Origin of the sequence: Paraburkholderia sp. D15 (genome assembly GCF_029910215.1) — a bacterium.
Taxonomy (GTDB): Bacteria; Pseudomonadota; Gammaproteobacteria; order Burkholderiales; family Burkholderiaceae; genus Paraburkholderia.
Map to the genome: position 1 here is coordinate 1,468,698 of NZ_CP110396.1, position 26,942 is coordinate 1,495,639.

24 protein-coding genes are annotated in these 26,942 nt (G+C 63.0%); 6 read left to right on the forward strand and 18 right to left on the reverse strand.

The window, feature by feature from the left end:
• Nucleotides 1-67: 67 nt before the first annotated feature.
• From LFL96_RS26495 to LFL96_RS26580, 18 genes are all read right to left on the reverse strand, one after another.
• The gene (locus tag LFL96_RS26495) at nucleotides 68-982 is read right to left on the reverse strand and encodes a site-specific DNA-methyltransferase (protein ID WP_281003663.1); all 915 of its coding nucleotides are present in this window, start codon (nucleotides 980-982) and stop codon (nucleotides 68-70) included.
• An 11-nt stretch (nucleotides 983-993) separates the two neighbouring features.
• Nucleotides 994-2,187 (reverse strand): tryptophan synthase subunit beta, encoded by a 1,194-nt coding sequence (gene trpB / locus LFL96_RS26500; protein WP_281003664.1) that lies wholly within the window; start codon nucleotides 2,185-2,187, stop codon nucleotides 994-996.
• A 61-nt stretch (nucleotides 2,188-2,248) separates the two neighbouring features.
• Entirely contained in the window at nucleotides 2,249-2,962 is a 714-nt protein-coding gene (locus LFL96_RS26505) for a phosphoribosylanthranilate isomerase (protein ID WP_281003867.1), read from the reverse strand.
• Nucleotides 2,959-3,771: a tRNA pseudouridine(38-40) synthase TruA gene (gene truA / locus LFL96_RS26510; RefSeq protein ID WP_281003665.1), complete on the reverse strand. Its 813-nt coding sequence runs from the start codon at nucleotides 3,769-3,771 to the stop codon at nucleotides 2,959-2,961. Before truA ends, LFL96_RS26505 begins: the two co-directional genes overlap by 4 nt.
• Complete coding sequence (locus tag LFL96_RS26515) at nucleotides 3,768-6,704, reverse strand: FimV/HubP family polar landmark protein (RefSeq protein WP_281003666.1); 2,937 nt, start codon at nucleotides 6,702-6,704, stop codon at nucleotides 3,768-3,770. The genes truA and LFL96_RS26515 overlap by 4 nt, the downstream gene beginning before the upstream one ends.
• A gap of 139 nt (nucleotides 6,705-6,843) precedes the next feature.
• On the reverse strand, nucleotides 6,844-7,965 hold the full coding sequence (gene asd / locus LFL96_RS26520) for an aspartate-semialdehyde dehydrogenase (protein WP_281003667.1): 1,122 nt from the start codon (nucleotides 7,963-7,965) through the stop codon (nucleotides 6,844-6,846).
• A gap of 84 nt (nucleotides 7,966-8,049) precedes the next feature.
• Complete coding sequence (locus LFL96_RS26525) at nucleotides 8,050-8,193, reverse strand: hypothetical protein (protein WP_281003668.1); 144 nt, start codon at nucleotides 8,191-8,193, stop codon at nucleotides 8,050-8,052.
• 143 nt (nucleotides 8,194-8,336) lie between these two features.
• Entirely contained in the window at nucleotides 8,337-9,404 is a 1,068-nt protein-coding gene (leuB, locus tag LFL96_RS26530; RefSeq protein ID WP_281003669.1) for a 3-isopropylmalate dehydrogenase, read from the reverse strand.
• A 48-nt stretch (nucleotides 9,405-9,452) separates the two neighbouring features.
• Nucleotides 9,453-10,106, reverse strand: a complete 654-nt coding sequence (leuD, locus tag LFL96_RS26535) for a 3-isopropylmalate dehydratase small subunit (protein ID WP_281003670.1) — start codon at nucleotides 10,104-10,106, stop codon at nucleotides 9,453-9,455.
• Between the two features lie 86 nt (nucleotides 10,107-10,192).
• Nucleotides 10,193-10,351 (reverse strand): entericidin A/B family lipoprotein, encoded by a 159-nt coding sequence (locus LFL96_RS26540; protein WP_028196115.1) that lies wholly within the window; start codon nucleotides 10,349-10,351, stop codon nucleotides 10,193-10,195.
• A 5-nt stretch (nucleotides 10,352-10,356) separates the two neighbouring features.
• Nucleotides 10,357-11,766 carry a 3-isopropylmalate dehydratase large subunit gene (gene leuC, locus LFL96_RS26545; RefSeq protein ID WP_281003671.1) on the reverse strand — a complete coding sequence of 470 codons (1,410 nt, stop codon included), beginning with the start codon at nucleotides 11,764-11,766 and terminating at the stop codon, nucleotides 10,357-10,359.
• A 300-nt stretch (nucleotides 11,767-12,066) separates the two neighbouring features.
• Nucleotides 12,067-13,368 carry a citrate synthase gene (gltA, locus tag LFL96_RS26550; protein ID WP_281003672.1) on the reverse strand — a complete coding sequence of 434 codons (1,302 nt, stop codon included), beginning with the start codon at nucleotides 13,366-13,368 and terminating at the stop codon, nucleotides 12,067-12,069.
• 72 nt (nucleotides 13,369-13,440) lie between these two features.
• Nucleotides 13,441-13,713: a succinate dehydrogenase assembly factor 2 gene (locus tag LFL96_RS26555; protein ID WP_281003673.1), complete on the reverse strand. Its 273-nt coding sequence runs from the start codon at nucleotides 13,711-13,713 to the stop codon at nucleotides 13,441-13,443.
• 81 nt (nucleotides 13,714-13,794) lie between these two features.
• Nucleotides 13,795-14,499 carry a succinate dehydrogenase iron-sulfur subunit gene (locus LFL96_RS26560; protein WP_281003674.1) on the reverse strand — a complete coding sequence of 235 codons (705 nt, stop codon included), beginning with the start codon at nucleotides 14,497-14,499 and terminating at the stop codon, nucleotides 13,795-13,797.
• A gap of 24 nt (nucleotides 14,500-14,523) precedes the next feature.
• The gene (sdhA, locus tag LFL96_RS26565) at nucleotides 14,524-16,299 is read right to left on the reverse strand and encodes a succinate dehydrogenase flavoprotein subunit (RefSeq protein WP_281003675.1); all 1,776 of its coding nucleotides are present in this window, start codon (nucleotides 16,297-16,299) and stop codon (nucleotides 14,524-14,526) included.
• A gap of 4 nt (nucleotides 16,300-16,303) precedes the next feature.
• Entirely contained in the window at nucleotides 16,304-16,672 is a 369-nt protein-coding gene (gene sdhD / locus LFL96_RS26570) for a succinate dehydrogenase, hydrophobic membrane anchor protein (RefSeq protein ID WP_281003676.1), read from the reverse strand.
• A 4-nt stretch (nucleotides 16,673-16,676) separates the two neighbouring features.
• Nucleotides 16,677-17,093 (reverse strand): succinate dehydrogenase, cytochrome b556 subunit, encoded by a 417-nt coding sequence (gene sdhC, locus LFL96_RS26575; protein WP_281003677.1) that lies wholly within the window; start codon nucleotides 17,091-17,093, stop codon nucleotides 16,677-16,679.
• A 156-nt stretch (nucleotides 17,094-17,249) separates the two neighbouring features.
• A complete protein-coding gene (locus LFL96_RS26580) occupies nucleotides 17,250-18,050 on the reverse strand; it encodes a GntR family transcriptional regulator (RefSeq protein ID WP_281003678.1) in 801 nt (266 codons plus the stop codon).
• A gap of 506 nt (nucleotides 18,051-18,556) precedes the next feature.
• Between LFL96_RS26580 and LFL96_RS26585 the strand changes: the two genes are divergently transcribed.
• From LFL96_RS26585 to acnA, 6 genes are all read left to right on the forward strand, one after another.
• On the forward strand, nucleotides 18,557-19,540 hold the full coding sequence (locus tag LFL96_RS26585) for a malate dehydrogenase (RefSeq protein ID WP_281003679.1): 984 nt from the start codon (nucleotides 18,557-18,559) through the stop codon (nucleotides 19,538-19,540).
• Between the two features lie 221 nt (nucleotides 19,541-19,761).
• Nucleotides 19,762-20,859, forward strand: coding sequence for an aldolase/citrate lyase family protein (locus LFL96_RS26590; protein ID WP_281003680.1), 1,098 nt, complete (start codon nucleotides 19,762-19,764; stop codon nucleotides 20,857-20,859).
• Nucleotides 20,856-22,052, forward strand: a complete 1,197-nt coding sequence (gene prpC, locus LFL96_RS26595; RefSeq protein WP_281003681.1) for a 2-methylcitrate synthase — start codon at nucleotides 20,856-20,858, stop codon at nucleotides 22,050-22,052. Before LFL96_RS26590 ends, prpC begins: the two co-directional genes overlap by 4 nt.
• A 104-nt stretch (nucleotides 22,053-22,156) precedes the next feature.
• Entirely contained in the window at nucleotides 22,157-22,663 is a 507-nt protein-coding gene (locus tag LFL96_RS26600; protein ID WP_281003682.1) for a hypothetical protein, read from the forward strand.
• A 22-nt stretch (nucleotides 22,664-22,685) separates the two neighbouring features.
• Nucleotides 22,686-24,137 carry a bifunctional 2-methylcitrate dehydratase/aconitate hydratase gene (locus LFL96_RS26605; RefSeq protein WP_281003683.1) on the forward strand — a complete coding sequence of 484 codons (1,452 nt, stop codon included), beginning with the start codon at nucleotides 22,686-22,688 and terminating at the stop codon, nucleotides 24,135-24,137.
• Between the two features lie 45 nt (nucleotides 24,138-24,182).
• Entirely contained in the window at nucleotides 24,183-26,900 is a 2,718-nt protein-coding gene (gene acnA, locus LFL96_RS26610) for an aconitate hydratase AcnA (RefSeq protein WP_281003684.1), read from the forward strand.
• Nucleotides 26,901-26,942: the final 42 nt, after the last annotated feature.

Sequence of the window (26,942 nt, forward strand, 5' to 3'; positions counted from 1 at the left end):
GCTACTGCGCGAGGCGTTCGGCGATTCGTTCGTGACACGCCGCCCACCTTCCGCCACGGCGGTTCGCTTATTGCGTTTCAGCCTGCCGCCGGACCTTGGCTTTTGCCGCCCGCGCCTTCACAGGCGTGGGCGTGGCAGCGGCGCTGACGCGTTCTCGCGCTATCGCACAGTAACTTTCATTGATCTCATAGCCGACGAATTCGCGCTGCTGACGGGCGCAAGCGACTGCGGTGGTGCCGCTGCCCATGAACGGATCGAGCACGCGACCGCCCTTCGGACAACTGGCCAGCACCATGCGCTCGACGATTTCCAGTGGTTTCTGGGTCGGATGCGCGACGCGCTCGGCATGTTGCCGATGCAGCCGCGATACCGACCAGACATCCTTGGGATTATAGCCAAGCTCCAACCACTTGCTGCCCTCGAACAACTTACGCGAACGCGCCTTCTTCGTGACTTCATCGTACGGGATGCGGACGGGATCGAGATCGAAGAAGTAATCCTTCGACACCGCGAAGAAGCCGATGTTGTCATGCACCGAGGTGAACCGGCGCGTGGTTCCACCCATGCTCGGTACCCGCCGATCCCAGATGATTTCGTTGATCATCACGAGTTTTGTCTTCAGGAAGCTGAAGATTTCCGGCGAATACTGCCACGTGCAGAAGATATACAGCGACCCCGACGGTTTGAGCTTCGGCACCGCCAATTCCAGCCAGCCACGCGTCCAGGCGAGAAAATCCTCGCCCGTGCGCATGTCGGAATCGTTGCCGTAGTCCTTGCCCAATCCATACGGCGGATCGCACACGATCAGGTCGATCGATCCGTCGGGGATGTTCGCTACATCGGTCAAAAAATCGCGGTTCAACAGCTGAATGCCGGCCGGCACCTGCGGCAGCAACGCCGCGGGCACCGCGCTGGCCGCCTGATCGGCGACCGGCTCCAGGGTTTCAATCGCCGGCTGAGGCTCGTCGAACTCGTCGCGCATCGTCGCGGGGCTCAGAACTGGATGCCCGATCGCTCGGCGACCGTGTGCATGTCCTTGTCGCCGCGGCCCGACAGGTTGACCAGAAGGACTTGGTCCTTCGGCAGCGTCGGCGCGAGCTTCGCGGCGTAGGCCAGTGCGTGACTGGACTCCAGCGCCGGAATGATGCCTTCGATGCGACAGCAATCGTGGAATGCCTTAAGCGCTTCTTCGTCGGTGATGCTGACGTATTGCGCGCGATTGCTGTCTTTTAGCCACGCATGCTCCGGACCGACGCCCGGGTAGTCGAGGCCGGCCGAGATCGAATGCGTCTCGATGATCTGGCCGTTTTCGTCTTGCAGCAGATACGTGCGGTTTCCGTGCAGCACGCCGGGGCTGCCGCCAATCAGCGAAGCCGCGTGGCGGCCGGTTTCGAGACCGTCGCCGGCCGCTTCCACGCCGATCAACTTCACCGAAGCGTCATCGATATACGGGTAAAAGATCCCCATCGCATTCGAACCGCCGCCAATACACGCGATCACCGCGTCCGGCTGACGGCCGACGAGTTCCGGCATCTGCACCTTGCATTCGTCGCCGATCACGCGCTGGAAGTCGCGCACCATCATCGGATACGGATGCGGACCCGCAACCGTGCCGATGATGTAGAACGTATTTTCGACGTTGGTGACCCAGTCGCGCATCGCTTCGTTCAGCGCGTCCTTCAGGGTCCGCGAACCCGATTCGACCGGCACGACGGTCGCGCCCAGCAGTTTCATCCGGTACACGTTGGCGGCCTGACGCTTCACGTCCTCGGCGCCCATGTAGACCACGCACTCCATGCCGAAGCGCGCCGCGATGGTCGCGGTCGCCACGCCATGCTGACCCGCGCCGGTTTCCGCGATCACGCGCGGCTTGCCCATGCGCTTGGCCAGCAACGCCTGGCCGATCACGTTGTTGATCTTGTGCGCGCCGGTGTGATTCAGGTCTTCACGCTTGAGGAAAACCTGCGCGCCGCCGAGCAGCTCGCTCCAACGCTGCGCGTGATAGATCGGCGAGGGACGGCCGACGAAATACTTCAGCTCGCGCTCGTATTCGGCGACGAAGTCGGGATCTTTCTGGAATTTTTCGTACGACACGCGCAGTTCGTTAAGCGCGTGAACCAGGGTTTCAGCGACGAACACGCCGCCAAATTGGCCGAAATGGCCTCTTTCGTCTGGCAAGTTATACATGGCGATCACTCTTCTCAGTGTGGCCGCGCGATTTTCGTGGATGAAAACCGCGGGACCGGAATCATTCGGCATCCGCCGCGCGCACTGCGCGGACGAAAGCCGCCATCCGGGCGTGATCCTTCACGCCCCGGGCGCCCACGATTTCGATGCCGCTGGAGACATCGACCGCGTACGGGCGCACGCGATGGATCGCGTCACTGACGTTTTGCGCGTTCAACCCACCACTCAAAACGGCCCGACGCGCGAGCTCTGCTGGAATAAGTGACCAATCGAAAACCTTCCCGCCACCGCCGTAGCCTTCGACATGCGTGTCGAACAAGAGGCCGCTGGCTGCTGAATAATTGAGAGCCGATTTTACCAAATCGGCCGGTTGAGTATCCGCCGCAATCCGCAACGCGCGCAACCAAGGCAAACCCGCAACGCCGGCGAGCGTTTCGCACTGCTCCGCCGTCTCGTCGCCGTGAAATTGCAGCAGCGTCAAGCCGACATTGCTGACCACCTCGCGAATCCAGTCCGGCGTCGCATTCACGAACAAACCGACGACCGACACCAACGGCGGCACGTCGTGCACCAGATCCACGGCCTGCGCGATGCTCACCGAGCGCGGGCTCGGCGGATAGAACACGAGGCCGATCGCATCGGCGCCGAGGTCGATTGCGTGCGCGACGTCTTCCGGCTTCGAGAGCCCACACAGCTTGATGCGCGTACGATGCGGCACGGCGGCCTGGGTTGCGCCGGCTTGCGCGCCGTCAGCGAGGGGGTCGGGGCTGGTCATGTTTCCGCTTGCTCGGTCCATACGGTACTCCACGGCACGCTGCCGGTCTGCGGCGCGGGCACGGCGAATTGCTCAGGATAGCCGACCCGGGCCAGATACAGGCCGTCTGGCATGAAAGTCGGCGCGGCGGTCTCGCGTTCGCGGCTCGCCAGCACTTCCGCCATCCATTCGACTGGCCGTCGGCCGCGGCCGATGTACACCAGGCAGCCCATCACGTTACGCACCATGTGATGCAGAAATGCGTTCGCACGGAAGCGGAAATGCACGAAGTCGCCCTGTTGCCGGACATCGATCTGGTACACGTGCTTGAACGGCGTCTTCGACTGACATTGCGACGAACGGAACGCGGAAAAATCGTGTTCCCCGATCAGATATTGCGCGGCAGCGCGCATCGCGTCGAGATCGAGCGGCGTGTGGACCCAGCCGGCGCGCGTGGCCAGCATCGGTGAACGCACCGGATGAACGTACAGCACGTAGTAATAAGTCCGCTCGAACGCCGCGAAACGCGCGTGGAAATCGTCCGGCATCGGCTTGGCCCATTGCACCGAGACGGTTTTCGGCAGGAACGAATTCGTGCCGCGCACCCAGGAAATATCCTCGCGGTCCAGTTCGGTGTCGAAGTGCACGACCTGCCCGAGACCGTGCACGCCCGTATCCGTTCTGCCCGCGACGGTGGTCTGGATCGGCGTACGCGCGAATTCGCGCAACGCCCGTTCGAGCTCGTCCTGCACCGTGTTGCCGTGCGGCTGCGACTGCCAGCCGCAAAACGCCGAACCGTCGTACTGGACGCCTAGCGCGATCCGCTTCACGACAACGGCGCGAGCGTCGACAGCAGCGCACGGGCCTCGGTGCGCGTGGCCGGATCGTTCGCTTCGATCACTTCGTGAATGAGCGCGCGCGCGCCCGACAGATCGCCGAGGTCGATGTATTCGGCGGCCAGATCCAGCTTGTTGCGCGCGATGCGGGCCAGGTCCGCGGGCGTGAACGCCGGCAGCGGCTGAGCCGGACTCGGCGGCAATTCGAGGTCGAAGTCGAGATTCAATGCGCCGAAACCCGCCACGCCCAGACCGGCCGGAGCCAGACCTGATGCCGGTGCGCCGGGGGCGGCTGCACCGAAGCCTGCTGCGCCGAGGCCCGCTACGGACGCGTGTCCGGCGGTGCCCGCGTTGATTTCGTCGGCGATATGCGGCGCGTCGTCCGGGTCATGTGGCGCGAACGCCTGTTGCGCCGTCGTTTCCGGCGATGCCACCGGCTGCGTGGTCAACGAAGCTGGGGCATGAATGCCGTCCGCTATCGAATCGATGCGCGGCGGCAACGGCATGTCGAGACTGCTGAACGCGTCGACGGCGTCGCGCGGGAATTCGTTCGGTGCGGTAAGAGGGTGCTGCGCTTGCGACAACGGTACTGGCTCGGTAAGGGTTGATGCGCCGTCAGGCGAAGCGGCCTGGGTCGGCTGATGCAATTCGTAAGACGGTTGATGGGGTAGCTCGCCGTGCAGCGGCTCCAGAACGGGCGGGGGCGCCAGATCGGGAAGCGGATGGGCGGACGCGTCGATGTACGGCTGCCCGAACGGCGGCGGCATTTCACGCGACTCGGCGGGTTGTTGCGTGAAATCGCCAGCCGATGACGAGGCGATCGGCGGGTTCTGCGGTTGCGTCGCCGGAGCAGGTTCCGCGACAGGCGGCACGCTGGCGCTCGGCGCCGGCTCGTCGTCCCATTGCAAACGATGCTCGGGCACGGGCTGCGGGAAAATTTCGTCGACGGGTTCCAGCGGCGTTCGCGGCAAGGCGTCGGCGCCAAGCTCGGCTGCGGCGGCGAGGCTTGCGGCCGTCGTCGCGCTGTCGAGATTGTCGTGATGCGCGGCTGGCAGCGGCTCGATTGGGGAGTCGCTCGGGCCCGGCTGCACGAAATCGTGCGTAGGGTGCGCGGGTTCGGACAGCGAGCCTGGCGTGGACAAGTGTTCCGGCGCGACGAACTCAGACGCGGCGGCCATAGGCTGCGTCGGGGAAATCTCTGTGGACCGGTGCGGCGGTGTCGATGCGGCGGCGACTTGCTCCGCTGCCGCGCGTTCCGCAGCGGCGCGTTCAGTTTCCGCACGCTCTTCGGCCGCGCGCGCAACCGCTTGCTCTGCCGCCTGTTGTTCGCCCGCGGCGTGTTCGGCCGCGGCGCGCTCTGCGTCCGCGCGTTCGGACGCGGCACGTTCCGCTTCCGCCTGTTCCGCTGTCAGGCGCTCCGTCGCGGCACGCTCCGACGCAGCCTGGTCCGCTGCGGCGCGCGCTGCTTCCGCGCGCTCCGCTGCGGCACGTTCCGCCGCAGCCTGCTCAGTCGCTGCACGCTCCGCCTCGAGCGCGGCCGCCCGACGCTCTTCCGCCTCGCGCTCCGCTGCCTGACGTTCCAGTTGTTCGCGCTCCGCGGCCTTGCCCTCCGCCGCTTCGCGTTCCGCCGCCGCCAACGCGGCCGCGCGCTGCACGGCAGCATCGTCATGCGCGTCGGCTGAACCATCGTGAACGAAAGTTGGCGCGACGCCTGCTGCATCGGCCGGTGTAGCGCCCATTCGCGCCGACGCCGTTGCTTCGTCATCGACGGACACGGCTTGCTCCGGCGCCGCCCCAGCGCGCTTACGACGACGCATGCGCAACGCCGCCAGCAGCACGACCAGCGCCGCGCCAATCGCGGCCGCGATGCTCAACTCAGTCTGCGAGAAACCACCGGGTAGCGCCGTCGAGCCCGCCGCACCCGTGCCGGTGCCGCCGTGCGACGACTGCGCCGCGCCCGACGACGCCCCCGCCACCGGCGCACCCGTGCCTGCCGACGCAGCCCGCGTCGCAGTCGGCGACCCGCCGATGCCATGCTTCTGCAACTCCATCAGCACACGGTTCTTCAGCGCGAGCAATTGCTGCAAGCTGGAAACCTGTGCGCGCGGCTGCGATGCTGCCTGCGCGCCAGCGGTCGTCGCCGACGCGCCCTCAACCGCTCCGCTCGCCGACTGCTGAATCGAGCCGGACCATTCATGCGTGCCACTGGCCGCAGCGCCCGCTGCCGACGAACCCGCCACCGGCGCCGACGACGCCACGCCACTCGCCGTTGCGGCAGTGCTACCGGCCATCGCCGGGCTTGCCTCGGGTGTCGCACCGGACACACCGGACGCACCCGAAACCACCGCCGCCGTAGGCGCAGCGGCATGCGTGGCAGCGCTGCTCGCGCCAGCCGTCGCGGCATTGGCTTGCGCTGCGGCGCTCGCCGCAGCAGTTGAAGAAGGTGCAGGCGCGGCGACCGCAGCACTACTCGCCCCCGCCTGCATCGCCGCCGATGCGCCTGCAGGCGCAGACGCCCCCACGGCAGCCGACGAAGCCGCCAGCGCCCCGGACGCATCCAGCACCGGCACCGTCAGCACCGCGCCCAGCCGCATCCGGCTCGGGTCGTGACTCATGAAAGCATTCGGGTTCGCATCGAACAGCGCGCGCGATGCGCGTGCGAGCGTCGCCCGATCGTGCGACTGCGTGACGGCAATCGCGACATCGTTCAACGACTGCCCGGGCTTGATCGTGAACTGGCCGCCGTTCGCGTACGAAACGGACGCGGCATCCGGCGCGCTCGCGGCATCGGCCGGCGCGGCCACCGCGCTATTCACGCCAGCGCCGTTCAGCGCGAAAAGCACAGCCGCCACCGATGCCGTAGCTGCCACCCGGCTGCTGCGCACGCGAGCGAACATGGCCCGAACAGATGAGACTCGGAAGATCATCGGGACGCCTGGCGCATCAGCGCGCAGCCCTTTTTTGCGGTTGGAAAGAGACAAGATATTCGGAGCACACAATGAAAAAAGCGCCGCGCAAGCGCGACGCTTCCTGAATTTTCTACGCGTCGTGAGCGCGTAGTTTACTTTACTTGTCGAGCACAATGCGAAGCATGCGACGCAGCGGCTCGGCCGCGCCCCACAGCAGCTGATCGCCGACCGTGAACGCCGACAGATATTCGCCGCCCATCGCAAGCTTGCGCACGCGGCCGACCGGCACCGTCAGCGTTCCCGTGACCACCGCCGGGGACAGATCGCGCATCGACGCTTCGCGCTCGTTCGGCACGACCTTGACCCAGTCGTTGCCCGACGCGAGGATGCTGTTCACTTCGTCCAGCGGCACGTCCTTGTTCAGCTTGATGGTCAGCGCCTGCGAGTGGCAGCGCATTGCGCCGATCCGCACGCACAGGCCGTCCACCGGAATCGAGCCCGGCGTGCCCATGGCCGGCTTGCCGAGAATCTTGTTGGTTTCGGCGCCGCCCTTCCACTCTTCCTTCGACACGCCGTTGCCGAGATCCTTGTCGATCCACGGAATCAGCGAGCCCGCGAGCGGCACGCCGAAGTTGTCGGTCGGCATGCGGTCGCTGTTCATGGCCGACAGCACGCGACGGTCGATGTCCAGAATCGCCGACGACGGATCGGCCAGATCTTCCTTCGCCGCACCGTACAGCGTGCCCATCTGCTGCAGCAGTTCGCGCATGTTCTGCGCACCCGCGCCCGATGCGGCCTGGTACGTCATGGCCGTCATCCAGTCGACGAGGTTTTCGCGGAACAGGCCGCCCAGCGCCATCAGCATCAGGCTGACCGTGCAGTTGCCGCCGATGAAATTCTTCTGGCCCTTGACCAGCGCATTCTTGATCACGTCGAGATTGACCGGATCGAGAATGATGACCGCGTCGTCCTTCATGCGCAGCGACGAGGCCGCGTCGATCCAGTAGCCGTTCCAGCCGGCCGCGCGCAGCTTCGGGAACACGTCGTTCGTGTAGTCGCCGCCCTGGCACGAGATGATCGCTTCGCACTTCTTCAGGTCTTCGATGCTTGTCGCATCTTTGAGCTTGGTCTCGTTTTTGGCGAACGACGGCGCGTTGCCGCCCGCGTTGCTGGTGCTGAAAAACACCGGTTCGATCAAGTCGAAATCGCCTTCCTGCTGCATGCGCTGCATCAGGACGCTGCCGACCATGCCGCGCCAACCTACGAGACCTACGTTCATGACTTCATACCCTTCGAATGGAAACTTCCCCGCATCTTTGCCCGCAGTGACCGCGCGGGGAAGATGAGCGGGCACGACGGACGATCAGCGTTTCGTGATCGTTTTCGGGGTGATCGCTTTAATGAGCGTTTTGGTGGTGATGGCGAGCTCAACCACACGGGCAGTCGCGCCGTGCAGTGTCGAAATCGAGGAGATTTGAGCCAATTGAGCCATCGCCACAATATACACGAAAACCGGATTCCGGCGACGCTAACCGCCGCCGCTATCGTCCGTATTACGCGCGAATCGGCCGGTTTAACGGCCGATTCGCGTTTTAAAGGCGCGTTACGCGAACCGCGCAGCGCGCCCCGATTGCCGGTGGACGCACCGCTTTACAGCGCCGCGACGACCGCGTCGCCCATGGCGACCGTACCGACCTGCTTGCAACCCGGCGTGAGAATGTCGCCCGTGCGGTAGCCCTGTTCGAGCACCTTTTTCACGGCATTCTCGATGCGATCCGCCTGCTCCGCCTTGTTCAGCGAGTAGCGCAGCATCATCGCGGCCGACAGGATGGTGGCCAGCGGATTCGCCACGCCCTTGCCGGCGATGTCCGGCGCGGAACCGTGCGACGGCTCGTACAAGCCCTTGTTGTTCTTGTCGAGCGACGCCGACGGCAGCATGCCGATCGAGCCCGTGAGCATGGCCGCTTCGTCGGACAGGATGTCGCCGAACATGTTGCCGGTGACGACCACGTCGAACGCCTTCGGCGCCTTGACGAGCTGCATCGCGGCGTTGTCGACGTACATGTGCGACAGCTCGACGTCCGCGTATTCCTTCGACACGTCGATCATCACGTCTCGCCAGAATTGCGACGTTTCGAGCACGTTCGCCTTGTCCACGCTGGTCAGCTTCTTCTGACGCTTTTGCGCGGCCTGGAACGCGACGTGCGCGATGCGGCGCACTTCGGGCTCCGAATAACGCATGGTGTCGAAGCCTTCCTTCGCGCCTTCGAACAGACCGTCCGGCGACGAACGCACACCGCGCGGCGCGCCGAAATAGATGTCGCCGTTCAGCTCACGCACGATCAGGATGTCGAGGCCCGAAACGATCTCTTCCTTCAACGACGACGCGCCGGTGAGTTGCGGATAGCAGATGGCCGGACGGAAGTTCGCGAACAGTTGCAGATGCTTGCGCAGACCCAGAATCGCCTGCTCCGGACGCAGCGCGCGTTCGAGGCTGTCGTACTTCCAGTCGCCAACGGCGCCGAACAGGATCGCATCGGCTTCCTTCGCCAATGCGAGCGTCGAGTCGGGCAGCGGATGACCCTTCGCTTCGTAGCCCGCGCCGCCAACCGGCGCTTCTTCGAGTTCGAACTTTTCGCCGAGCACGTTCAGCACCTTGACGGCTTCATTGACGATTTCGGGACCGATGCCGTCGCCCGGCAACACTGCGATCTTCATGCGAATTCCTTGAGATTTGCTTCGAAACTAGTCGGGTAAGCCGGTTCTTCAGCCGACGATACGATGATTCAACCACGGCTGCTTCGTGAGCCGCTCCGCTTCGTACTGGCGAATCTTGTCCGCGTGACGCAGCGTCAGGCCGATGTCGTCGAAACCGTTCAGCAGGCAGTACTTGCGGAAGCCGGCGACTTCGAACGGGTACGCGGTGTCGCCGCTGGTTGTGCGAACGACCTGCGCTTCGAGGTCGACGGTCAGTTCGAAACCGTTGAATGCATAGGTTTCGTTAAACAGATGATCGACCTGCTGCTCGGTCAGCACGATCGGCAGCAGACCGTTCTTGAAGCAGTTGTTGTAGAAAATATCGGCGAAGCTCGGCGCGATGATCGCGCGGAAGCCGTATTGCTGCAGCGCCCAGGGCGCATGCTCGCGCGAGCTGCCGCAACCGAAATTCTTGCGCGCCAGCAGCACCGAAGCGCCTTGATAACGCGCCTGGTTCAGCACGAAATCCGGATTCAGCGGACGCTTCGAGTTGTCCTGACCCGGCTCGCCATGGTCGAGGTAACGCCATTCGTCGAACGCATTCGGACCGAAACCCGTGCGCTTGATCGACTTCAGAAACTGCTTTGGAATGATCGCGTCCGTGTCGACGTTCTCGCGATCGAGCGGCGCCACGACGCCGGTGTGTACGATGAATTTATCCATGACGCTTGCGCCCGTTTCAAAAGCGGACGATGCGCGTGACGGCGGAAAAGCCGCCCGGCGCACCGCCGGCAACAATCAAAAATCGCTTATTTATCAGCGTGGTTGCTGATCGAATTGCCGAGGTGTGACATGTCCTCGCCGAATCCGTGCACCGTGTTGCAGCCGGCCAGACCGAGCAACAGCCCGGCCAGGGTACCGAGCGCGAAGCGGCGCAATAGAGTGGTGCGATTCATGTTCTTCATCATGCGGTTTATCCAAGCTTGCGAATATCGACGAAATGCCCTTCGATGGCCGCAGCCGCAGCCATCGCGGGGCTGACCAGGTGGGTACGGCCACCGGCGCCCTGACGACCTTCGAAATTACGATTCGACGTGGACGCGCAACGCTCGCCCGGGTCCAGCCGGTCGGCGTTCATCGCGAGACACATCGAGCAACCGGGCTCACGCCATTCGAAACCGGCGTCGGTAAAGACCTTGTCCAGGCCTTCGCGTTCCGCTTGCGCCTTCACCAGACCCGAACCCGGTACCACCATGGCCAGACGGATGGTCGGCGCGACGCGGCGGCCGAGCTTCTTCACGACGTAGGCCGCGGCGCGAATGTCTTCAATGCGCGCGTTGGTGCACGACCCGATGAAGATTTTATCCGGCTTGATCGACTCGATCGGCGCGTTGGGTTCGAGTGCCATGTATTTCAGCGCGCGCTCCATCGCGTCGCGCTTGACCGGATCCTTTTCGCGTTCCGGGTCCGGCACGCGGCCGTCCACCGCCGTGACCATTTCCGGCGACGTGCCCCACGTGACCTGCGGCACGATGTCGGCGGCATTCAGTTCGACCACGCGGTCGAAATGCGCGCCGTCGTCCGACTTGAACTGCTTCCAGTACTCGACCGCGTGATCCCATTCGACGCCTTCGGGCGAGAACGGACGGCCCTTCAGGTAGTCGACCGTGACGTTGTCGACCGCGACCATGCCCGCGCGCGCGCCGGCTTCGATCGCCATGTTGCAGACCGTCATGCGGCCTTCCATGGACAGCGCGCGAATCGTCGAGCCGCCGAATTCCATCGCGTAACCGGTGCCGCCCGCGGTACCGATCTTGCCGATGATCGCGAGCACGATATCCTTCGCGGTGCAGCCGCGCGGCAACGAGCCCTCGACCTTCACCAGCATGTTCTTGCTCTTCTTCTGCAGGAGCGTTTGCGTGGCCAGCACGTGTTCCACTTCCGACGTGCCGATGCCATGCGCCAGCGCGCCGAACGCGCCATGCGTGGACGTGTGCGAGTCGCCGCAGACGATCGTCATACCCGGCAGCGTGGCGCCCTGCTCCGGCCCGATGATGTGCACGATGCCCTGACGCAGATCGTTCATCTTGAACTGCGTGATGCCGTAGGCGTCGCAATTCGAATCGAGCGTGTCGACCTGCAGCTTCGAGACCGGATCGGCGATGCCGTGGCTGCGATCCGTGGTGGGCACGTTGTGGTCCGAAACCGCCAGATTCGCGCTGATGCGCCACACCGGACGCTCAGCCAGCTTCAGGCCTTCGAATGCCTGCGGGCTGGTCACTTCATGCAGCAGATGGCGGTCGATATAGAGAATCGTCGTGCCGTCGTCTTCGGTGTGGACCACGTGGGTGTTCCACAATTTGTCGTAGAGAGTCTGTGCCATGGTGTATGCGGGGTAGTAATGACTGCGGGCTGACCGTGTCGGTCGATTATGCCACGCAGCTTACAGCCTGGGGCCGTGCATCCATGGAAAAAACCGATAAAAAACAGGGGGTTGGGTGGTAGTGCCGATACCTGTATCGGCGTTACCCGGCAAGTCGCCGGGTAAAAAAAACGGCGACAAAAGCAAATGCCCCGACGGAAGACCCGCCGGGGCATGTGTATCGATCGAGGCGCCGCGCTAGCGGGCAGCTACTGCATCAGACGACAGTTGCAAACAGCGCGAGCCTGAACCGGAATCCCATCAACGTTGCGCGATCGGCTTGGCTTCACGCTGCGTGTCGCCGACGAACAGCTGACGCGGACGGCCAATCTTCTGTTCCGGATCGGCGATCATTTCGTTCCACTGCGCGATCCAGCCGACCGTACGTGCCATCGCGAAGATACACGTGAACATGGACGTCGGGATGCCCAGCGCGCGCTGCACGATACCCGAGTAGAAGTCGACGTTCGGGTACAGCTTGCGCGACACGAAGTACTCGTCTTCCAGCGCGATCTTTTCCAGCGCCATGGCCAGCTTGAACAGCGGGTCGTCGTGCAGGCCCAGCTCTTCCAGCACTTCGTGGCAGGTTTCGCGCATCAGCTTCGCACGCGGATCGTAGTTCTTGTACACGCGGTGACCGAAGCCCATCAGCTTGACGCCGGAGTTCTTGTCCTTCACCTGCTTGATGAACTCGGGGATGTTGTCGACCGAGCCGATCTCTTCCAGCATGTTCAGCGCGGCTTCGTTCGCGCCGCCGTGCGCCGGGCCCCACAGACATGCGATACCGGCCGCGATACATGCGAACGGATTCGCGCCCGACGAGCCGGCCAGACGCACCGTCGAGGTCGACGCGTTCTGCTCGTGGTCCGCATGCAGGATCAGGATACGGTCGAGCGCGCGCACCAGCACGTCGTTGACCTTGTACTCTTCGCACGGGTTCGAGAACATCATGTGCATGAAGTTCGCGCTGTACGACAGGTCGTTCTTCGGGTACGCGAACGGCTGACCGATGCTGTACTTGTACGCCATCGCCACCAGCGTCGGCAGCTTCGCGATCATGCGAATGGCCGACACTTCACGGTGACGCGGATTATTGATGTCGAGCGAGTCGTGATAGAACGCCGACAGCGCGCCGACCGCGGCGACCAGGATCGCCATCGGGTGTGCGTCGCGACGGAAGCCACGGAAGAAGAAGTGCATTTGCTCATGCACCATCGTGTGCTTCGTGACGGTGTTCACGAATTCTTCTTTCTGCTGCGCGTTCGGCAGTTCGCCCTTCAGCAGCAGATAGCAGCTTTCGAGGAAGTCGGCGTTTTCCGCGAGGTTGTCGATCGGGTAGCCGCGGTACAGCAGCTCGCCCTTGTCGCCGTCGATGTAGGTGATCGCCGAGTTGCAAGCCGCCGTCGACATGAAGCCCGGGTCGTACGTGAACTTGCCGGTCTGGCCGTACAGTTTGCGGATGTCGATCACGTCCGGGCCGAGAGTGCCCTTGTAAATCGGCATTTCAACGCTCGGCGAATTATCGCTGAACGATAGCGTGGCTTTAACATCTGACGGGGTCATAGCACATCCTCAATCGAAGTATGGAAACAGGTTTTCGATAATTGCACGCCTGGAACAACGGACTAGCGGCGCTCAAGCGTTGCGCAGCAGCTCCAGCACCCGGATCACGTCCGGGTCCGCGAGGTCGCCTTCCGGTTCCTTGCGAGCCAGCAGCAAGTCCATCAGGTCGTTATCGCTCAGCTCGAGCAGGTGCGTGAGCGCACCCACGTCGGCATCGCTGAGGTCATGCTCATATCGGCCGAAAAAACGTTCAAAGATCAGATCGTTTTCCAGCAGGCCGCGCCGTGCGCGCCAGCGAAGACGCGCGCGGCGAAGAGGGTCGGACTGATGCGATGTTTCGTTCATTTCACTACGCGCCGGACCGCTCCCCGGGCGCCCTGACCGCCCTTCGGGCAGTAGACGCAAGGGAGCGTGGGTGAGTTGATCCTAGACAGCGCGACGAACCATCAATTCCTTGATCTTGCCAATCGCCTTGGTCGGGTTCAAGCCCTTCGGGCAGACGTCGACGCAATTCATGATGGTATGGCAACGGAACAGACGGTACGGATCTTCCAGGTTGTCGAGCCGTTCGCCGGTCGCTTCGTCACGGCTGTCCGCGATGAAACGATAGGCTTGCAGCAGACCCGCCGGGCCGACGAACTTGTCCGGATTCCACCAGAAGCTCGGGCACGAGGTCGAGCAGCTGGCGCACAGGATACATTCGTACAGGCCGTCGAGCTCGTCGCGTTCTTCCGGCGACTGCAGACGCTCTTTTTCGGGCGGCGGCGTGTCGTTGATCAGGTACGGCTTGATCGAATGATACTGGTTGAAGAACTGCGTCATGTCGACGATCAGGTCGCGAATGACCGGCAGACCCGGCAGCGGACGCAGCACGATCTTTTGCGGCAGATCGTTCAGGTTCGTCAGACAAGCCAGACCGTTCTTGCCGTTGATGTTCATTGCGTCCGAACCGCACACGCCTTCACGGCACGAACGGCGGAACGACAGCGTTTCGTCCAGCGCCTTGAGCTTGACCAGCGCGTCGAGCAGCATGCGTTCGTGCGAGTCGATGTCGATCTCGTACGATTGCATGCGCGGCGCTGCGTCCTTGTCCGGGTCGTAGCGATAAATTTCAAATGTACGCTTTGCCATTTCTGAATTCCTTTAGCTTGTGCCTTAGAAGGTCCGCGCTTTCGGCGGAACCGATTCGACCGTCAGCGGTTTCATCTGAACCGGCTTGTAGTCGAGGCGATCGCCTTCGCTGAACCACAGCGTATGGCGCAGCCAGTTTTCGTCGTCACGATGTTCGAAGTCGTTCTGCGCGTGCGCGCCACGGCTTTCCTTACGTGCGTCGGCGGAAACCATCGTGGCGCGTGCCACTTCGATCAGGTTCGCCACTTCCAGCGCTTCGACGCGCGCGGTGTTGAACACCTTCGACTTGTCCTTCAGATGGATGTTGTCGACGCGTTCAGCCACTTCGCGGATGCGCTCCACGCCTTCCGACAGCAGCGCCGACGTGCGGAACACGCCTGCGTGCTTCTGCATCGTGCCGCGGATGTCGTTCGCGACCGATTGCGCGTACTCGCCCGACGACGAACTGTCGAGCTTCGCGAGACGCGACAGCGCAAAATCAGCGGCGTCGGCCGGCAGCGGCTTGTGCTCCTTGATTTCCTTCACGTGCTTGACGATGTGGTTGCCGGCCGCGCGGCCGAACACCACCAGGTCGAGCAGCGAGTTCGTGCCGAGGCGGTTCGCGCCGTGCACCGACACGCACGAGCATTCGCCCACGGCGTAGAAACCGTTGACCGGATCCGAATGACCCTTCGACGTACCCACGACCTGCCCGTGGATATTCGTGGGGATGCCACCCATCTGATAGTGGATGGTCGGCACAACCGGGATCGGCTCTTTAATGCAGTCGACGTTCGCGAACTTCATCGCGATTTCGCGGATCGACGGCAGACGCTTCATGATCGTCTCGGCGCCGATGTGCGACAGGTCCAGCAGCACGTGATCCTTGTTCGGACCCACGCCGCGGCCTTCCTTGATTTCCTGGTCCATCGAACGCGATACAAAGTCGCGCGGCGCCAGATCCTTCAGCGTCGGCGCGTAGCGTTCCATGAAACGCTCGCCGTTCGAGTTACGCAGAATGCCGCCTTCGCCGCGCACGCCTTCGGTGATCAGCACGCCCGCGCCGGCCACGCCGGTCGGGTGGAATTGCCAGAATTCCATGTCCTGCAGCGCGATGCCCGAACGCGCGGCCATGCCCAGACCGTCGCCGGTGTTGATGAACGCATTGGTCGATGCCGCGAAGATCCGGCCCGCGCCGCCCGTGGCGAACAGCGTGGTCTTGCCTTCGAGGATGTAGACGTCGCCGGTTTCCATTTCCAGCGCGGTCACGCCGAGCACGTCGCCTTCGGCGTCGCGGATCAGATCCAGCGCCATCCATTCGACGAAGAACTGCGTCTTGGCTTCCACGTTCTGCTGATACAGCGTGTGCAGCAGCGCGTGACCGGTACGGTCGGCGGCCGCGCAAGCGCGTTGCACCGGCTTTTCGCCGTAGTTCGCGGTATGGCCGCCGAACGGGCGCTGGTAAATCGTGCCATCCGCGTTACGGTCGAACGGCATGCCGAAGTGTTCGAGTTCGTAGACGGCGTTCGGTGCTTCGCGGCACATGAACTCGATCGCGTCCTGGTCGCCGAGCCAGTCGGAACCCTTGATCGTGTCGTAGAAGTGGTAGTGCCAGTTGTCTTCGCTCATGTTGCCGAGCGAAGCGCCGATGCCGCCTTGAGCAGCAACCGTGTGCGAACGCGTCGGGAACACCTTGGACAGCACGCAGACCGACAGACCGGCGCGCGCGAGTTGCAGCGAAGCGCGCATCCCCGAGCCGCCCGCGCCGACGATGACCACGTCGAAGCGGCGACGCGGCAGAGAATTCTTGATTGCAGCCATTCTTTTACACTCTCCAGAGAATCTGCGCAGCGTAGCCCGCACACGCGAGCAGCCAGACGATCGTCAGCGCTTGAAGAAACAGGCGCGTGCCAACGGGCTTCACGTAGTCCATCCAGATATCGCGGATACCGACCCACGCGTGGTAGAACAGCGCCAGCAGCGTGACGAACGTGGCGAGCTTCATCCATTGCGTGGCGAAGATCGACGCCCAGCCGTCGTACGAGAAATCGCGCGCGCCGAAGAACCAGGCGAGCAGGATGACCGTATAGACGGCCATGATGGTGGCGGTGATGCGCTGCGCCAGCCAGTCGCGCAGGCCGTAATGTGCGCCGACGACGAGACGCTTCGGACCGATTCGGTTGTTAGCTGCCATTTTTTTAGAATGCTCCGAAGAGTTTGAGCGCGAAAGCAATCGTCAGAATCGACGAAACGACCAGCACCACGATGGAGGTTTGCTTGCCCTTCTCTTTGGTGGTGAGACCGTGGCTCGTGTCCATGAACAGGTGACGCACACCCGCGCAGAAATGGAACAGGAAGGCCCACGCGAGAACGAGCGTGATGAGCTTGACGATGATGTTGGAGAGGAAGCCCTTGAAGACGTCGAAGCTAAGTTCGGACGTCAGGCTCTGATCGAAGAGGTACAGCAGGAACGGAAGAAAAACAAAAAGCAGACCACCGCTCACGCGGTGCAAGATCGACACTCGCCCCGCTAGCGGTAGACGGTACGCCGTCAAAATCTGCCCGATACCGATGTTCCGGAATTCCGGCCTCGGTTTTTTTACGGCTTCAGCCATGCTAGACCCCTACTATGTAGTCACACTAATCCGCAATTTTAGCGCCTTTTTATATCGCGCTGCAGCGAAAACCACGACAGGTCCGTGACAGCACACGCGATAAAGACGCCTTCAAACAGGCGCGGGCGTGGGATGCCGCGCCTTTTTCCAGCTCGCTCAGCTCAGATCGTTCTGATAGTAATACCCGGTTGTGACATACCAACCACGGCGTACCTCGACCGGCCGGTCTCCATATGTATAGGACACGCGCTCGACCGATAGAAGAGGAAAACCCGCGGGCACATGCAGCAGGTCGGCCACCGAGGGCTCGGCCGCGACCGCGCGGATCTTCTCCGTCGCGCGGATCATGCGGGTGCCGAACTCCGTCTCGAACATGGCGTACAGCGGGCCCTTGTACTCCGACAGGCGCTCGAGCGTAAGCCCGCGGAACACCGCGCCGGGCAGCCAGATTTCATCGAGCACGGTGACTTCGCCGTCGAACTGCAGCAGGCGCTTGATCAGCACCACCGGATCAGCGGGCTTGAGGTCGAGTTGCCGCGCGATGTCGGCCGAAGCGCGCAAACGGCGGCATTCGAGCAGGTGACTGACGTGCGGATGCTCGGCGCCGTCGTCGGCCAGCAAGCGGAGGAATCGAAACTGGGCGCGGTCTTCGTTGTGCGTTGCAACAAAAGTACCCTTGCCCTGACGGCGGACCAGCAGGTTGTCGGCGGCAAGCTCGTCGATCGCCTTGCGCACCGTACCCTGGCTCACCTTGTATCGAGCCGCCAGTTCGACTTCACTGGGAATGATCTCGCCGGGCTTCCATTCACCGGTTTCGAGACTTTGTGTAATCAAGCCCTTGATCTGCTGATACAAAGGGCTGAAAGTCGGCGATGCCGACGGCGACGCGACGGATGCACCTTCGCCCGCGGCCCCTTGGCCATTCGGATTCGCAGTGTTCGCCGGGTTCGAATTCATGCGCGCATTTCATCATAAAGGCCTAGGGCGCGTCTAGGCTTTTCCCCGCAACAGATATGTCTTATATAAGACATAAGATAATGTTGACTTTGTGGATGACGACTCCTACACTCCCTGTCGAGTAAGGGTTTGCGGGATTTTACGAGGCTGCGGAACGCAGCGTCGCGACGCGCCGGCAGCCTCTCTGCACCATGCCGTTCCCTCGCAGTCCAGGTTTCGATTCGCCCGCCATTCGCTGGTCAGACGCTTGCCGAAACGCGCTGTTTGCAGGAGCCCGCACCGTGCAGCGGCTACCTTGGCGCGCCGTCTTTCCGCCCTCCCGCTCGGTGGTACAGAAACAGGTTTCCGGCATGGCGGTCTTGCCGCAGCGCGTCACGCAACTCGCTTACTTTTAAGGGGTTGCCCGCGAAAAGTGAATTCCGCCGTGTTTCACAACGCTTCGCTGAACGCACATATAGAATGGCGTTTTCCCCTAGCGTCTAACGCATCGTCCTGGAGATTTCTCAATGGCTAAGCCCGCAAAGCGCGTTGCCGTCACCGGCGCCGCAGGTCAAATCGCTTACTCCCTGCTGTTCCGCATCGCCAATGGCGACCTGCTCGGCAAGGACCAGCCGGTGATCCTGCAATTGCTCGACCTGCCGCAAGCGCAAGGCGCCGTCAAAGGCGTCGTGATGGAACTGGATGATTGCGCGTTCCCGCTGCTGTCGGGCGTCGTGATCACGGACGACCCGAAAGTCGCGTTCAAGGACGCAGACGTGGCCCTGCTGGTCGGCGCCCGTCCGCGCTCGAAGGGCATGGAGCGTAAGGACCTGCTGTCGGCCAACGCCGAAATCTTCACGGTTCAGGGCAAGGCGCTGAACGACGTCGCCAGCCGCGACGTGAAGGTGCTGGTGGTCGGCAATCCGGCCAACACGAACGCGTACATCGCCATGAAGTCGGCGCCGGATCTGCCGAAGAAGAACTTCACCGCGATGCTGCGTCTGGACCACAACCGCGCGCTGTCGCAACTGGCCGCCAAGTCGGGCAAGCCGGTCGCGTCGATCGAAAAGCTGGCTGTGTGGGGCAACCACTCGCCGACCATGTACCCGGACTTCCGCGTCGCGACGGCAGAAGGTCAAGACCTGACCAAGCTGATCAACGACGAAGAATGGAACCGCAACGAATTCATCCCGACGGTCGGCAAGCGTGGCGCGGCGATTATCGAAGCGCGCGGCCTGTCGTCGGCGGCATCGGCGGCTAATGCGGCGATCGACCACGTGCGTGACTGGGTGCTCGGCACGAACGGCAAGTGGGTCACCATGGGTATCCCGTCGGACGGCTCGTACGGTATTCCTGAAGACATCGTCTACGGCGTGCCGGTCACGTGCGAAAACGGCGAATACAAGCGTGTCGAAGGCCTGGAAATCGACGCGTTCTCGCGCGAGAAGATGGACCACACGCTGAACGAACTGCTGGAAGAACGCGAAGGCGTTCAACACCTGCTCGGCTAAGCGCTCGATGCAGTCGAACCGGAACGCCGTGCTGTCGAAGCAACGGGTTCCGGTTTTTTACGTGCGAAGGGCAAAGCGGGCCGGTGTCTTACATCTGGCTTTGGACTGGCTACCGCACCTGATCCGATCGCGCTTTGCGCCACCGCTGCCTTGCAGCACGGCACGCAGAGCGCGTCCGAATCAGCAATCTCTCAACACAAACCACGCCCCTGACGCCGAAGATGCGCGCCCTCACACCCGCCGAAGTGCTGTTTGACGGCGAAGTGCCGCCCGCTGTGCTGCCTGCCTGCGATCACTACGCCGGCAGCGAAAAGCTGATGCTGAAATCGCTCGCGCTGCAGCAGCAACTCGGGCCGGTGTTCGACATCACGCTCGACTGCGAGGACGGCGCTCAGGTCGGCCGCGAAGCGGAGCACGCGGAGCTGGTCGCGTCGCTGCTCGGCAGCGAGCATGACCGCTTCGGGCGCGTCGGCGTGCGGATTCACGACTTCGATCACGCGCACTGGCGCGACGACGTCCGTCTCATTCTGCGGGCCGCGAAGCGAGCGCCTGCTTACATCACGCTCCCGAAAATCCGCAACGTTCCCGACGCCGCCGAAATGGTCGCCTTTATCGAGGCGATGCGGCGCGAGCTCGGCATTGCGCAGCCGGTGCCGGTGCAACTGCTGGTCGAAACCCACGGCGCGCTCGCGCACGCGTTCGATCTCGCCGCACTGCCCGGCGTCGAGGCGCTGAGCTTCGGCCTGATGGATTTCGTCTCCGCGCACAACGGCGCGATCCCCGACAGCGCGATGCGCTCGCCCGGCCAGTTCGATCATCCGCTGGTGCGGCGCGCGAAGCTGGAGATCGCGGCCGCCTGCCACGCACACGGCAAGGTGCCGTCGCACAACGTCAGCACGGAAGTGCGCGACATGAGCGTGGTCGCGAACGACGCCGCGCGCGCCCGCAACGAGTTCGGCTATACGCGCATGTGGAGCATTCATCCGGCGCAGATCGAGGCGATCGTCGCGGCCTTCGCGCCGCGAGACGAGGAAATCGCCACGGCGACCGAGATCCTGCTCGCCGCCCAGTCCGCCCAATGGGGACCGACGCGCCATCACGACACGCTGCACGATCGCGCCAGTTATCGCTATTACTGGTCGGTGCTACGCCGCGCACATGCCACGGGCCGCGCGATCGCGCCAGACGCCGCGCCGCTGTTCGGCGAAGTGGGTACTGACATAGGGACAGGCGTCGGGGCGAACACACGGGCAAGCCACGCCGAGTACGCGGTTCAACCTGAAGCAACGAGCAGGCACAAAGGAGATTGCGGGAGATGAGCGAGACAACGCAAAACGCCGGTGCACAAGGTGCACAAGGCGGCGAAGAACCCAAAAGCGGCTTCAAGCCGAAGAAGTCGGTCGCCCTGTCGGGCGTGACCGCGGGCAACACCGCGCTGTGCACGGTCGGCAAGACCGGCAACGATCTGCATTACCGCGGCTACGACATTCTCGACATCGCCGGCGCGTGCGAATTCGAGGAGATCGCCTATCTGCTGGTCCACGAGAAACTGCCGACGCAGGCCGAACTCACCGCTTACAAGACCAGACTCAAGGGCATGCGTGGCCTGCCCGCGAACGTCAAAGCCGCGCTCGAATGGATTCCCGCCGCCGCGCACCCGATGGACGTGATGCGCACCGGCGTCTCGGTGCTCGGCACCGTGCTGCCGGAGAAGGACGACCACAACCTGCCGGGCGCACGCGACATCGCCGACAAGCTGATGGCCTCGCTCGGCTCGATGCTGCTCTACTGGTATCACTACTCGCACAACGGCAAGCGCATCGAGGTGGAAACCGACGACGATTCGATCGGCGGCCATTTCCTGCATCTGCTGCACGGTGTGGAGCCGTCGAAATCGTGGGTCGACGCGATGCACGTGTCACTGAATCTGTACGCCGAGCACGAATTCAACGCGTCGACCTTCACGGGCCGCGTGATCGCGGGCACGGGCTCGGACATCTATTCGGCGATCACCGGCGCGATCGGCGCGCTGCGCGGCCCGAAGCACGGCGGCGCGAACGAGGTCGCGTTCGAGATCCAGTCGCGCTACCAGACGCCGGACGAGGCCGAGGCGGACATCCGCAGGCGAGTGGAGAACAAGGAAGTGGTGATCGGTTTCGGTCACCCGGTGTACACGATCTCGGACCCGCGCAACAAGGTCATCAAGGAGATCGCGAAGAAGCTTTCGAAGGAAGCGGGCAACACCAGGCTGTTCAGCATCGCCGAGCGGCTGGAGTCGGTGATGTGGGAAGCGAAGAAGATGTTCCCGAATCTGGACTGGTTCAGCGCGGTGTCGTATCACATGATGGGCGTGCCGACGGCGATGTTCACGCCGCTGTTCGTGATTGCCCGCACGGCCGGCTGGAGCGCGCACATCATCGAGCAGCGCATCGACAACAAGATCATTCGTCCGAGCGCGAATTACACCGGACCGGAGAATTTGAAGTACCTGCCGCTAAATAGGAGAAAATAGCGGCCGCTGTGCGTTTTTCAAGGCGCGTGCAGTTCCACGACGCGGTCGCCTGGACCGGCAGCCCGCGCATTGTTCAACCGAAACTAGATAGAAAGGTTTTCTCCATGAAAAAGCTGATGATCGCCGCCGTGATTGGCGCCCTGTCCACGACGATGCTGACCGCCGCGACTGACGCCGCCGCGCAAACGGCGACCACCACGACGAAGCCGGCCGCCAAGGCCGTCGCCAAGCGTCCGCAACCGAAGCGTCTGATCAAGCGCAAGCCGAACGCAGCCAAGGAAGCGAAGGTCGATCCGGTGCCGGACGGCGCGGAAAAGTGGTCGTGCAACGAAGGCCTCTCGTTCGACCTGAAGGGCGACATGAAGCGTGACCAGATCGTCACGGTTCACTGGGCGAACAAGAACTACAACCTGCCGCGCGAAGCGACCACCACGGGCGCCGACCGTTTCCACGACGCCGCATCGGGTATGGACCTGGTCGTGATCCCGACCAAGGCCATGCTGTTCTCGGACAAGGACAGCTCGCGTCTGGCCGACGAGTGCAAGACGGCCGCGATGGTGCAAGGCGCACCGGCGCCGACGCAATCGAACGCGATCAACAACAGCAACTAAGCATCGTCAGGAAAGCTCCCCGATGTCCGCTCCGATTTCCAACGTGCGACCCGACCCGGACCCAGTCCTGGCCGATATCGTCGACTACGTTCTGGACTATCAGATCGACAGCGCGCTCGCGCTGGAAACCGCGCGTCACTGTCTGATCGACACGCTCGGCTGCGGACTCGAGGCGCTCACCTACCCGGCCTGCACCAAGCTGATGGGACCGATCGTGCCGGGCACGATCGTCCCCAACGGCGCGAAGGTGCCGGGCACGTCGTTCCAGCTCGACCCGGTTCAGGCCGCCTTCAACATCGGCGCGATGATCCGCTGGCTCGACTTCAACGACACGTGGCTCGCCGCCGAATGGGGGCATCCGTCGGATAACCTCGGCGGCATTCTCGCGACGGCCGACTGGCTCTCGCGCAGCGCCATCGCAGCCGGCAAGACGCCGCTGCCGATGAAAGACGTGTTGATCGCGATGATCAAGGCGCACGAAATTCAAGGCTGTATCGCGCTCGAGAACTCCTTCAACAAGGTCGGGCTCGATCATGTCCTGCTGGTCAAGCTGGCGTCGACGGCGGTAGTCGGGCAACTGCTCGGCCTCACGCGCGACGAGCTGATCAATGCGGTGTCGCAGGCGTTTGTCGATGGACAGGCGCTGCGTACGTACCGCCACGCACCGAATACCGGCTCGCGCAAGTCGTGGGCCGCCGGCGACGCGACCTCGCGCGCGGTGCGCCTCGCGCTGATCGCGAAGACCGGCGAGATGGGCTATCCGTCGGTGCTCACCGCGAAGACGTGGGGCTTTTACGATGTGCTCTTCAAGGGCAACGCGTTCCGTTTCCAGCGCCCGTACGCGTCGTATGTGATGGAAAACGTGCTCTTCAAGATTTCTTTTCCGGCAGAATTCCATGCGCAGACCGCGGTGGAAGCGGCGATGACATTGCACGCGCAACTCGAGCGCGAAGGCCGGCGCGTGGAAGACATCAAACGCATCACGATCCGCACGCACGAAGCCGCGATCCGCATCATCGACAAGACCGGCCCGCTGAACAATCCGGCCGACCGCGATCACTGCATTCAGTACATGATCGCCGTGCCGCTGATCCACGGCCGACTGACGGCCGCGGACTATGAGGATTCGATTGCGCGGGACGCGCGCATCGATGTGCTGCGCGCGAAGATGGCGTGTGTCGAAGACGCGCAGTTCACGCAGGATTACCACGATCCGGAGAAGCGTTCGATCGCCAATGCACTGACGATCGAATTCAACGACGGGTCGTCATTCGACGAAGTCACGGTCGAATACCCGATCGGTCACAAGCGTCGTCGCGAAGACGGGATTCCGTTGCTGGTCGAGAAGTTCAGGACCAACCTCGCGCGCCGCTTTCCGGTCAGGCAACAACTGGCGATTCTCGACGTGTCGCTGGATCAGGCACGGCTCGAAGCCATGCCGGTCAATGAGTACGTCGATCTGTACGTCATTTAGTCAAGTTAAGTACTGTAGTTCCGCGATCAAACCAAGGAAAACACCATGGCCCACAACCTCCACAAAACGCTCAAGGAATTCGACAGCGGTTCCGGCAAAGGCAAGTTCTACTCCCTGCCGCAACTCGGCAAGGCACTGAACATCAAGATCGACCGCCTGCCGGTTTCGATCCGTATCGTGCTGGAATCGGTGCTGCGTAACTACGACGGCAAGAAGATCGCCGAAGAACACATCACGCAACTGGCGAACTGGAAGCCGACCGCCGCGCGCGTCGACGAAATTCCGTTCGTCGTGTCGCGCGTCGTGCTGCAGGACTTCACCGGCGTGCCGCTGCTCGCCGACATCGCCGCGATGCGTGGCGTCGCGAAGCACATGGGTAAGGATCCGAAGTCGATCGAACCGCTGGTCCCGGTCGATCTGGTCGTCGATCACTCGGTGCAGATCGATCACTTCCGCGAAAAGAACGCGCTCGACCTGAACATGAAACTGGAATTCCAGCGCAACAACGAGCGCTACCAGTTCATGAAGTGGGGCATGCAGGCATTCGACACGTTCAAGGTCGTGCCGCCGGGCGTCGGTATCGTCCACCAGGTGAACCTGGAATACCTCGCGCGCGGCGTGCACAAGAAGGCTGAAGGCGCGGATACGGTCTACTACCCGGACTCGCTGGTCGGCACCGACAGCCACACCACGATGATCAACGGCATCGGCGTGGTGGGCTGGGGCGTGGGCGGCATCGAGGCGGAAGCCGGCATGCTCGGCCAGCCGGTGTACTTCCTGACGCCGGACGTGGTGGGCGTCGAACTGAAGGGCAAGCTGCGCGAAGGCCTGACGGCGACCGACCTGGTCCTGACCGTGACGGAACTGCTGCGTAAGGAAAAAGTGGTCGGCAAGTTCGTCGAATTCTTCGGCGAAGGCACGAAGTCGCTGTCGCTGCCGGATCGCGCGACGATCGGCAACATGGCGCCGGAATACGGCGCGACCATGGGCTTCTTCCCGGTCGACGAAAAAACCATCGACTACTTCAAGGGCACGGGCCGCACGGACGCGGAAATCTCGGCTTTCGAAAACTACTTCAAGGCACAAGGCCTGTTCGGTATCCCGAAGGCTGGCCAGATCGACTACACGAAGGTCGTCACGCTGGACCTCGGCACGGTGACGCCGTCGCTGGCCGGTCCGAAGCGTCCGCAGGACCGCATCGAAATCGGTCACGTGAAGTCGACCTTCAGCGACCTGTTCTCGAAGCCGGTCGCGGAAAACGGCTTTGCGAAGAAGGAAGCCGATCTGGACGCGCAATACACCACGTCGAACGGCGTGAACGTGAAGAACGGCGACATCCTGATCGCCGCGATCACGTCGTGCACGAACACGTCGAACCCGAGCGTGCTGCTGGCCGCCGGCCTGCTGGCGAAGAAGGCGGTGGAAGCCGGCCTGACGGTCGCGCCGCACATCAAGACCTCGCTCGCGCCCGGCTCGCGTATCGTCACCGAGTACCTGACGAAGACCGGCCTGCTGCCGTACCTCGACAAGCTGGGCTTCACGCTGGCCGCTTACGGTTGCACGACCTGTATCGGCAACGCGGGCGACCTGACGCCGGAACTGAACGAAGCGATCACGAAGAACGACATCGTCGCGGCCGCGGTGCTGTCGGGCAACCGTAACTTCGAAGCGCGGATTCACCCGAACATCCGCGCGAACTTCCTGGCCTCGCCGCCGCTGGTCGTCGCTTACGCGATCGCCGGCAACATCACGCGCGACCTGATGACCGAACCGGTCGGCAAGGGCAAGGACGGCAAGGACATCTTCCTCGGCAACATCTGGCCGACCAGCGAAGAAGTCAACGACCTGCTCAAGTTCGCGCTCGACGCGGAAGCGTTCCGCAAGAACTACTCGTCGCTGACCAAGAAGGGCGACCTGTGGAGCAAGATCGAAGGCGAGGAAGGTCAAGTCTACGACTGGCCGAAGTCGACCTACATCGCTGAGCCGCCGTTCTTCGGCAAGGACTTCTCGATGCAGCCGGCCGACAGCATCGCCGCGGTCAAGGACGCACGCGCGCTGGGCATTTTCGGTGACTCGGTCACGACCGACCACATCAGCCCGGCAGGCTCGATCAAGGAAGATTCGCCGGCAGGCAAGTGGCTGAAGGCGAACGGCGTGCAGAAGGCCGACTTCAACAGCTACGGCTCGCGCCGCGGCAATCACGACGTGATGATGCGCGGTACGTTCGCGAACGTCCGGATCAAGAACCTGATGATCCCGGCGAAGGCAGACGGCACGCGCGTGGAAGGCGGCCTGACGATTCACCAGCCGAGCGGCGAACAGGAATCGATCTACGACGCAGCGATGAAGTACATCGACGCCGGCACGCCGACCATCGTGTTCGCGGGCGAAGAGTACGGCACGGGCTCGTCGCGCGACTGGGCAGCGAAGGGTACGCAACTGCTGGGCGTGAAGGCCGTGGTCGCACGCAGCTTCGAGCGGATCCACCGTTCGAACCTGGTCGGCATGGGCGTTCTGCCGTTGCAGTTCAAGGGCTCGGATAGCGTGCAATCGCTCGGCATCACCGGCGAGGAAACGTACGACATCGAAGGCCTGGGCGCGGACTTCAAGCCGCAACAGGAAGTGACGCTGGTGATTCGCGGCAAGGACGGCAAGGAAAAGCGCGTGCCGGTGCTGCTGCGTATCGACACGCCGATCGAAGTCGACTACTACAAGCACGGCGGGATTCTGCCGTTCGTGCTGCGCTCGCTGCTGGCGGCTTAAGCGGTTTCATTACGCTGAGCCAGCCGATAAGCGGCGACGCGA

Bases quoted from the DNA above. Each gene is read 5' to 3' on its own strand.
- LFL96_RS26495 (WP_281003663.1), bottom strand. From the start codon at position 982: ATGCGCGACGAGTTCGACGAGCCTCAGCCGGCGATTGAAACCCTGGAG.
- trpB (WP_281003664.1), bottom strand. From the start codon at position 2,187: ATGTATAACTTGCCAGACGAAAGAGGCCATTTCGGCCAATTTGGCGGC.
- LFL96_RS26505 (WP_281003867.1), bottom strand. From the start codon at position 2,962: ATGACCAGCCCCGACCCCCTCGCTGACGGCGCGCAAGCCGGCGCAACC.
- LFL96_RS26515 (WP_281003666.1), bottom strand. From the start codon at position 6,704: ATGATCTTCCGAGTCTCATCTGTTCGGGCCATGTTCGCTCGCGTGCGC.
- asd (WP_281003667.1), bottom strand. From the start codon at position 7,965: ATGAACGTAGGTCTCGTAGGTTGGCGCGGCATGGTCGGCAGCGTCCTG.
- leuB (WP_281003669.1), bottom strand. From the start codon at position 9,404: ATGAAGATCGCAGTGTTGCCGGGCGACGGCATCGGTCCCGAAATCGTC.
- leuD (WP_281003670.1), bottom strand. From the start codon at position 10,106: ATGGATAAATTCATCGTACACACCGGCGTCGTGGCGCCGCTCGATCGC.
- LFL96_RS26540 (WP_028196115.1), bottom strand. From the start codon at position 10,351: ATGATGAAGAACATGAATCGCACCACTCTATTGCGCCGCTTCGCGCTC.
- leuC (WP_281003671.1), bottom strand. From the start codon at position 11,766: ATGGCACAGACTCTCTACGACAAATTGTGGAACACCCACGTGGTCCAC.
- gltA (WP_281003672.1), bottom strand. From the start codon at position 13,368: ATGACCCCGTCAGATGTTAAAGCCACGCTATCGTTCAGCGATAATTCG.
- LFL96_RS26555 (WP_281003673.1), bottom strand. From the start codon at position 13,713: ATGAACGAAACATCGCATCAGTCCGACCCTCTTCGCCGCGCGCGTCTT.
- LFL96_RS26560 (WP_281003674.1), bottom strand. From the start codon at position 14,499: ATGGCAAAGCGTACATTTGAAATTTATCGCTACGACCCGGACAAGGAC.
- sdhA (WP_281003675.1), bottom strand. From the start codon at position 16,299: ATGGCTGCAATCAAGAATTCTCTGCCGCGTCGCCGCTTCGACGTGGTC.
- sdhD (WP_281003676.1), bottom strand. From the start codon at position 16,672: ATGGCAGCTAACAACCGAATCGGTCCGAAGCGTCTCGTCGTCGGCGCA.
- sdhC (WP_281003677.1), bottom strand. From the start codon at position 17,093: ATGGCTGAAGCCGTAAAAAAACCGAGGCCGGAATTCCGGAACATCGGT.
- LFL96_RS26580 (WP_281003678.1), bottom strand. From the start codon at position 18,050: ATGAATTCGAACCCGGCGAACACTGCGAATCCGAATGGCCAAGGGGCC.
- LFL96_RS26585 (WP_281003679.1), top strand. From the start codon at position 18,557: ATGGCTAAGCCCGCAAAGCGCGTTGCCGTCACCGGCGCCGCAGGTCAA.
- LFL96_RS26590 (WP_281003680.1), top strand. From the start codon at position 19,762: ATGCGCGCCCTCACACCCGCCGAAGTGCTGTTTGACGGCGAAGTGCCG.
- prpC (WP_281003681.1), top strand. From the start codon at position 20,856: ATGAGCGAGACAACGCAAAACGCCGGTGCACAAGGTGCACAAGGCGGC.
- LFL96_RS26600 (WP_281003682.1), top strand. From the start codon at position 22,157: ATGAAAAAGCTGATGATCGCCGCCGTGATTGGCGCCCTGTCCACGACG.
- LFL96_RS26605 (WP_281003683.1), top strand. From the start codon at position 22,686: ATGTCCGCTCCGATTTCCAACGTGCGACCCGACCCGGACCCAGTCCTG.
- acnA (WP_281003684.1), top strand. From the start codon at position 24,183: ATGGCCCACAACCTCCACAAAACGCTCAAGGAATTCGACAGCGGTTCC.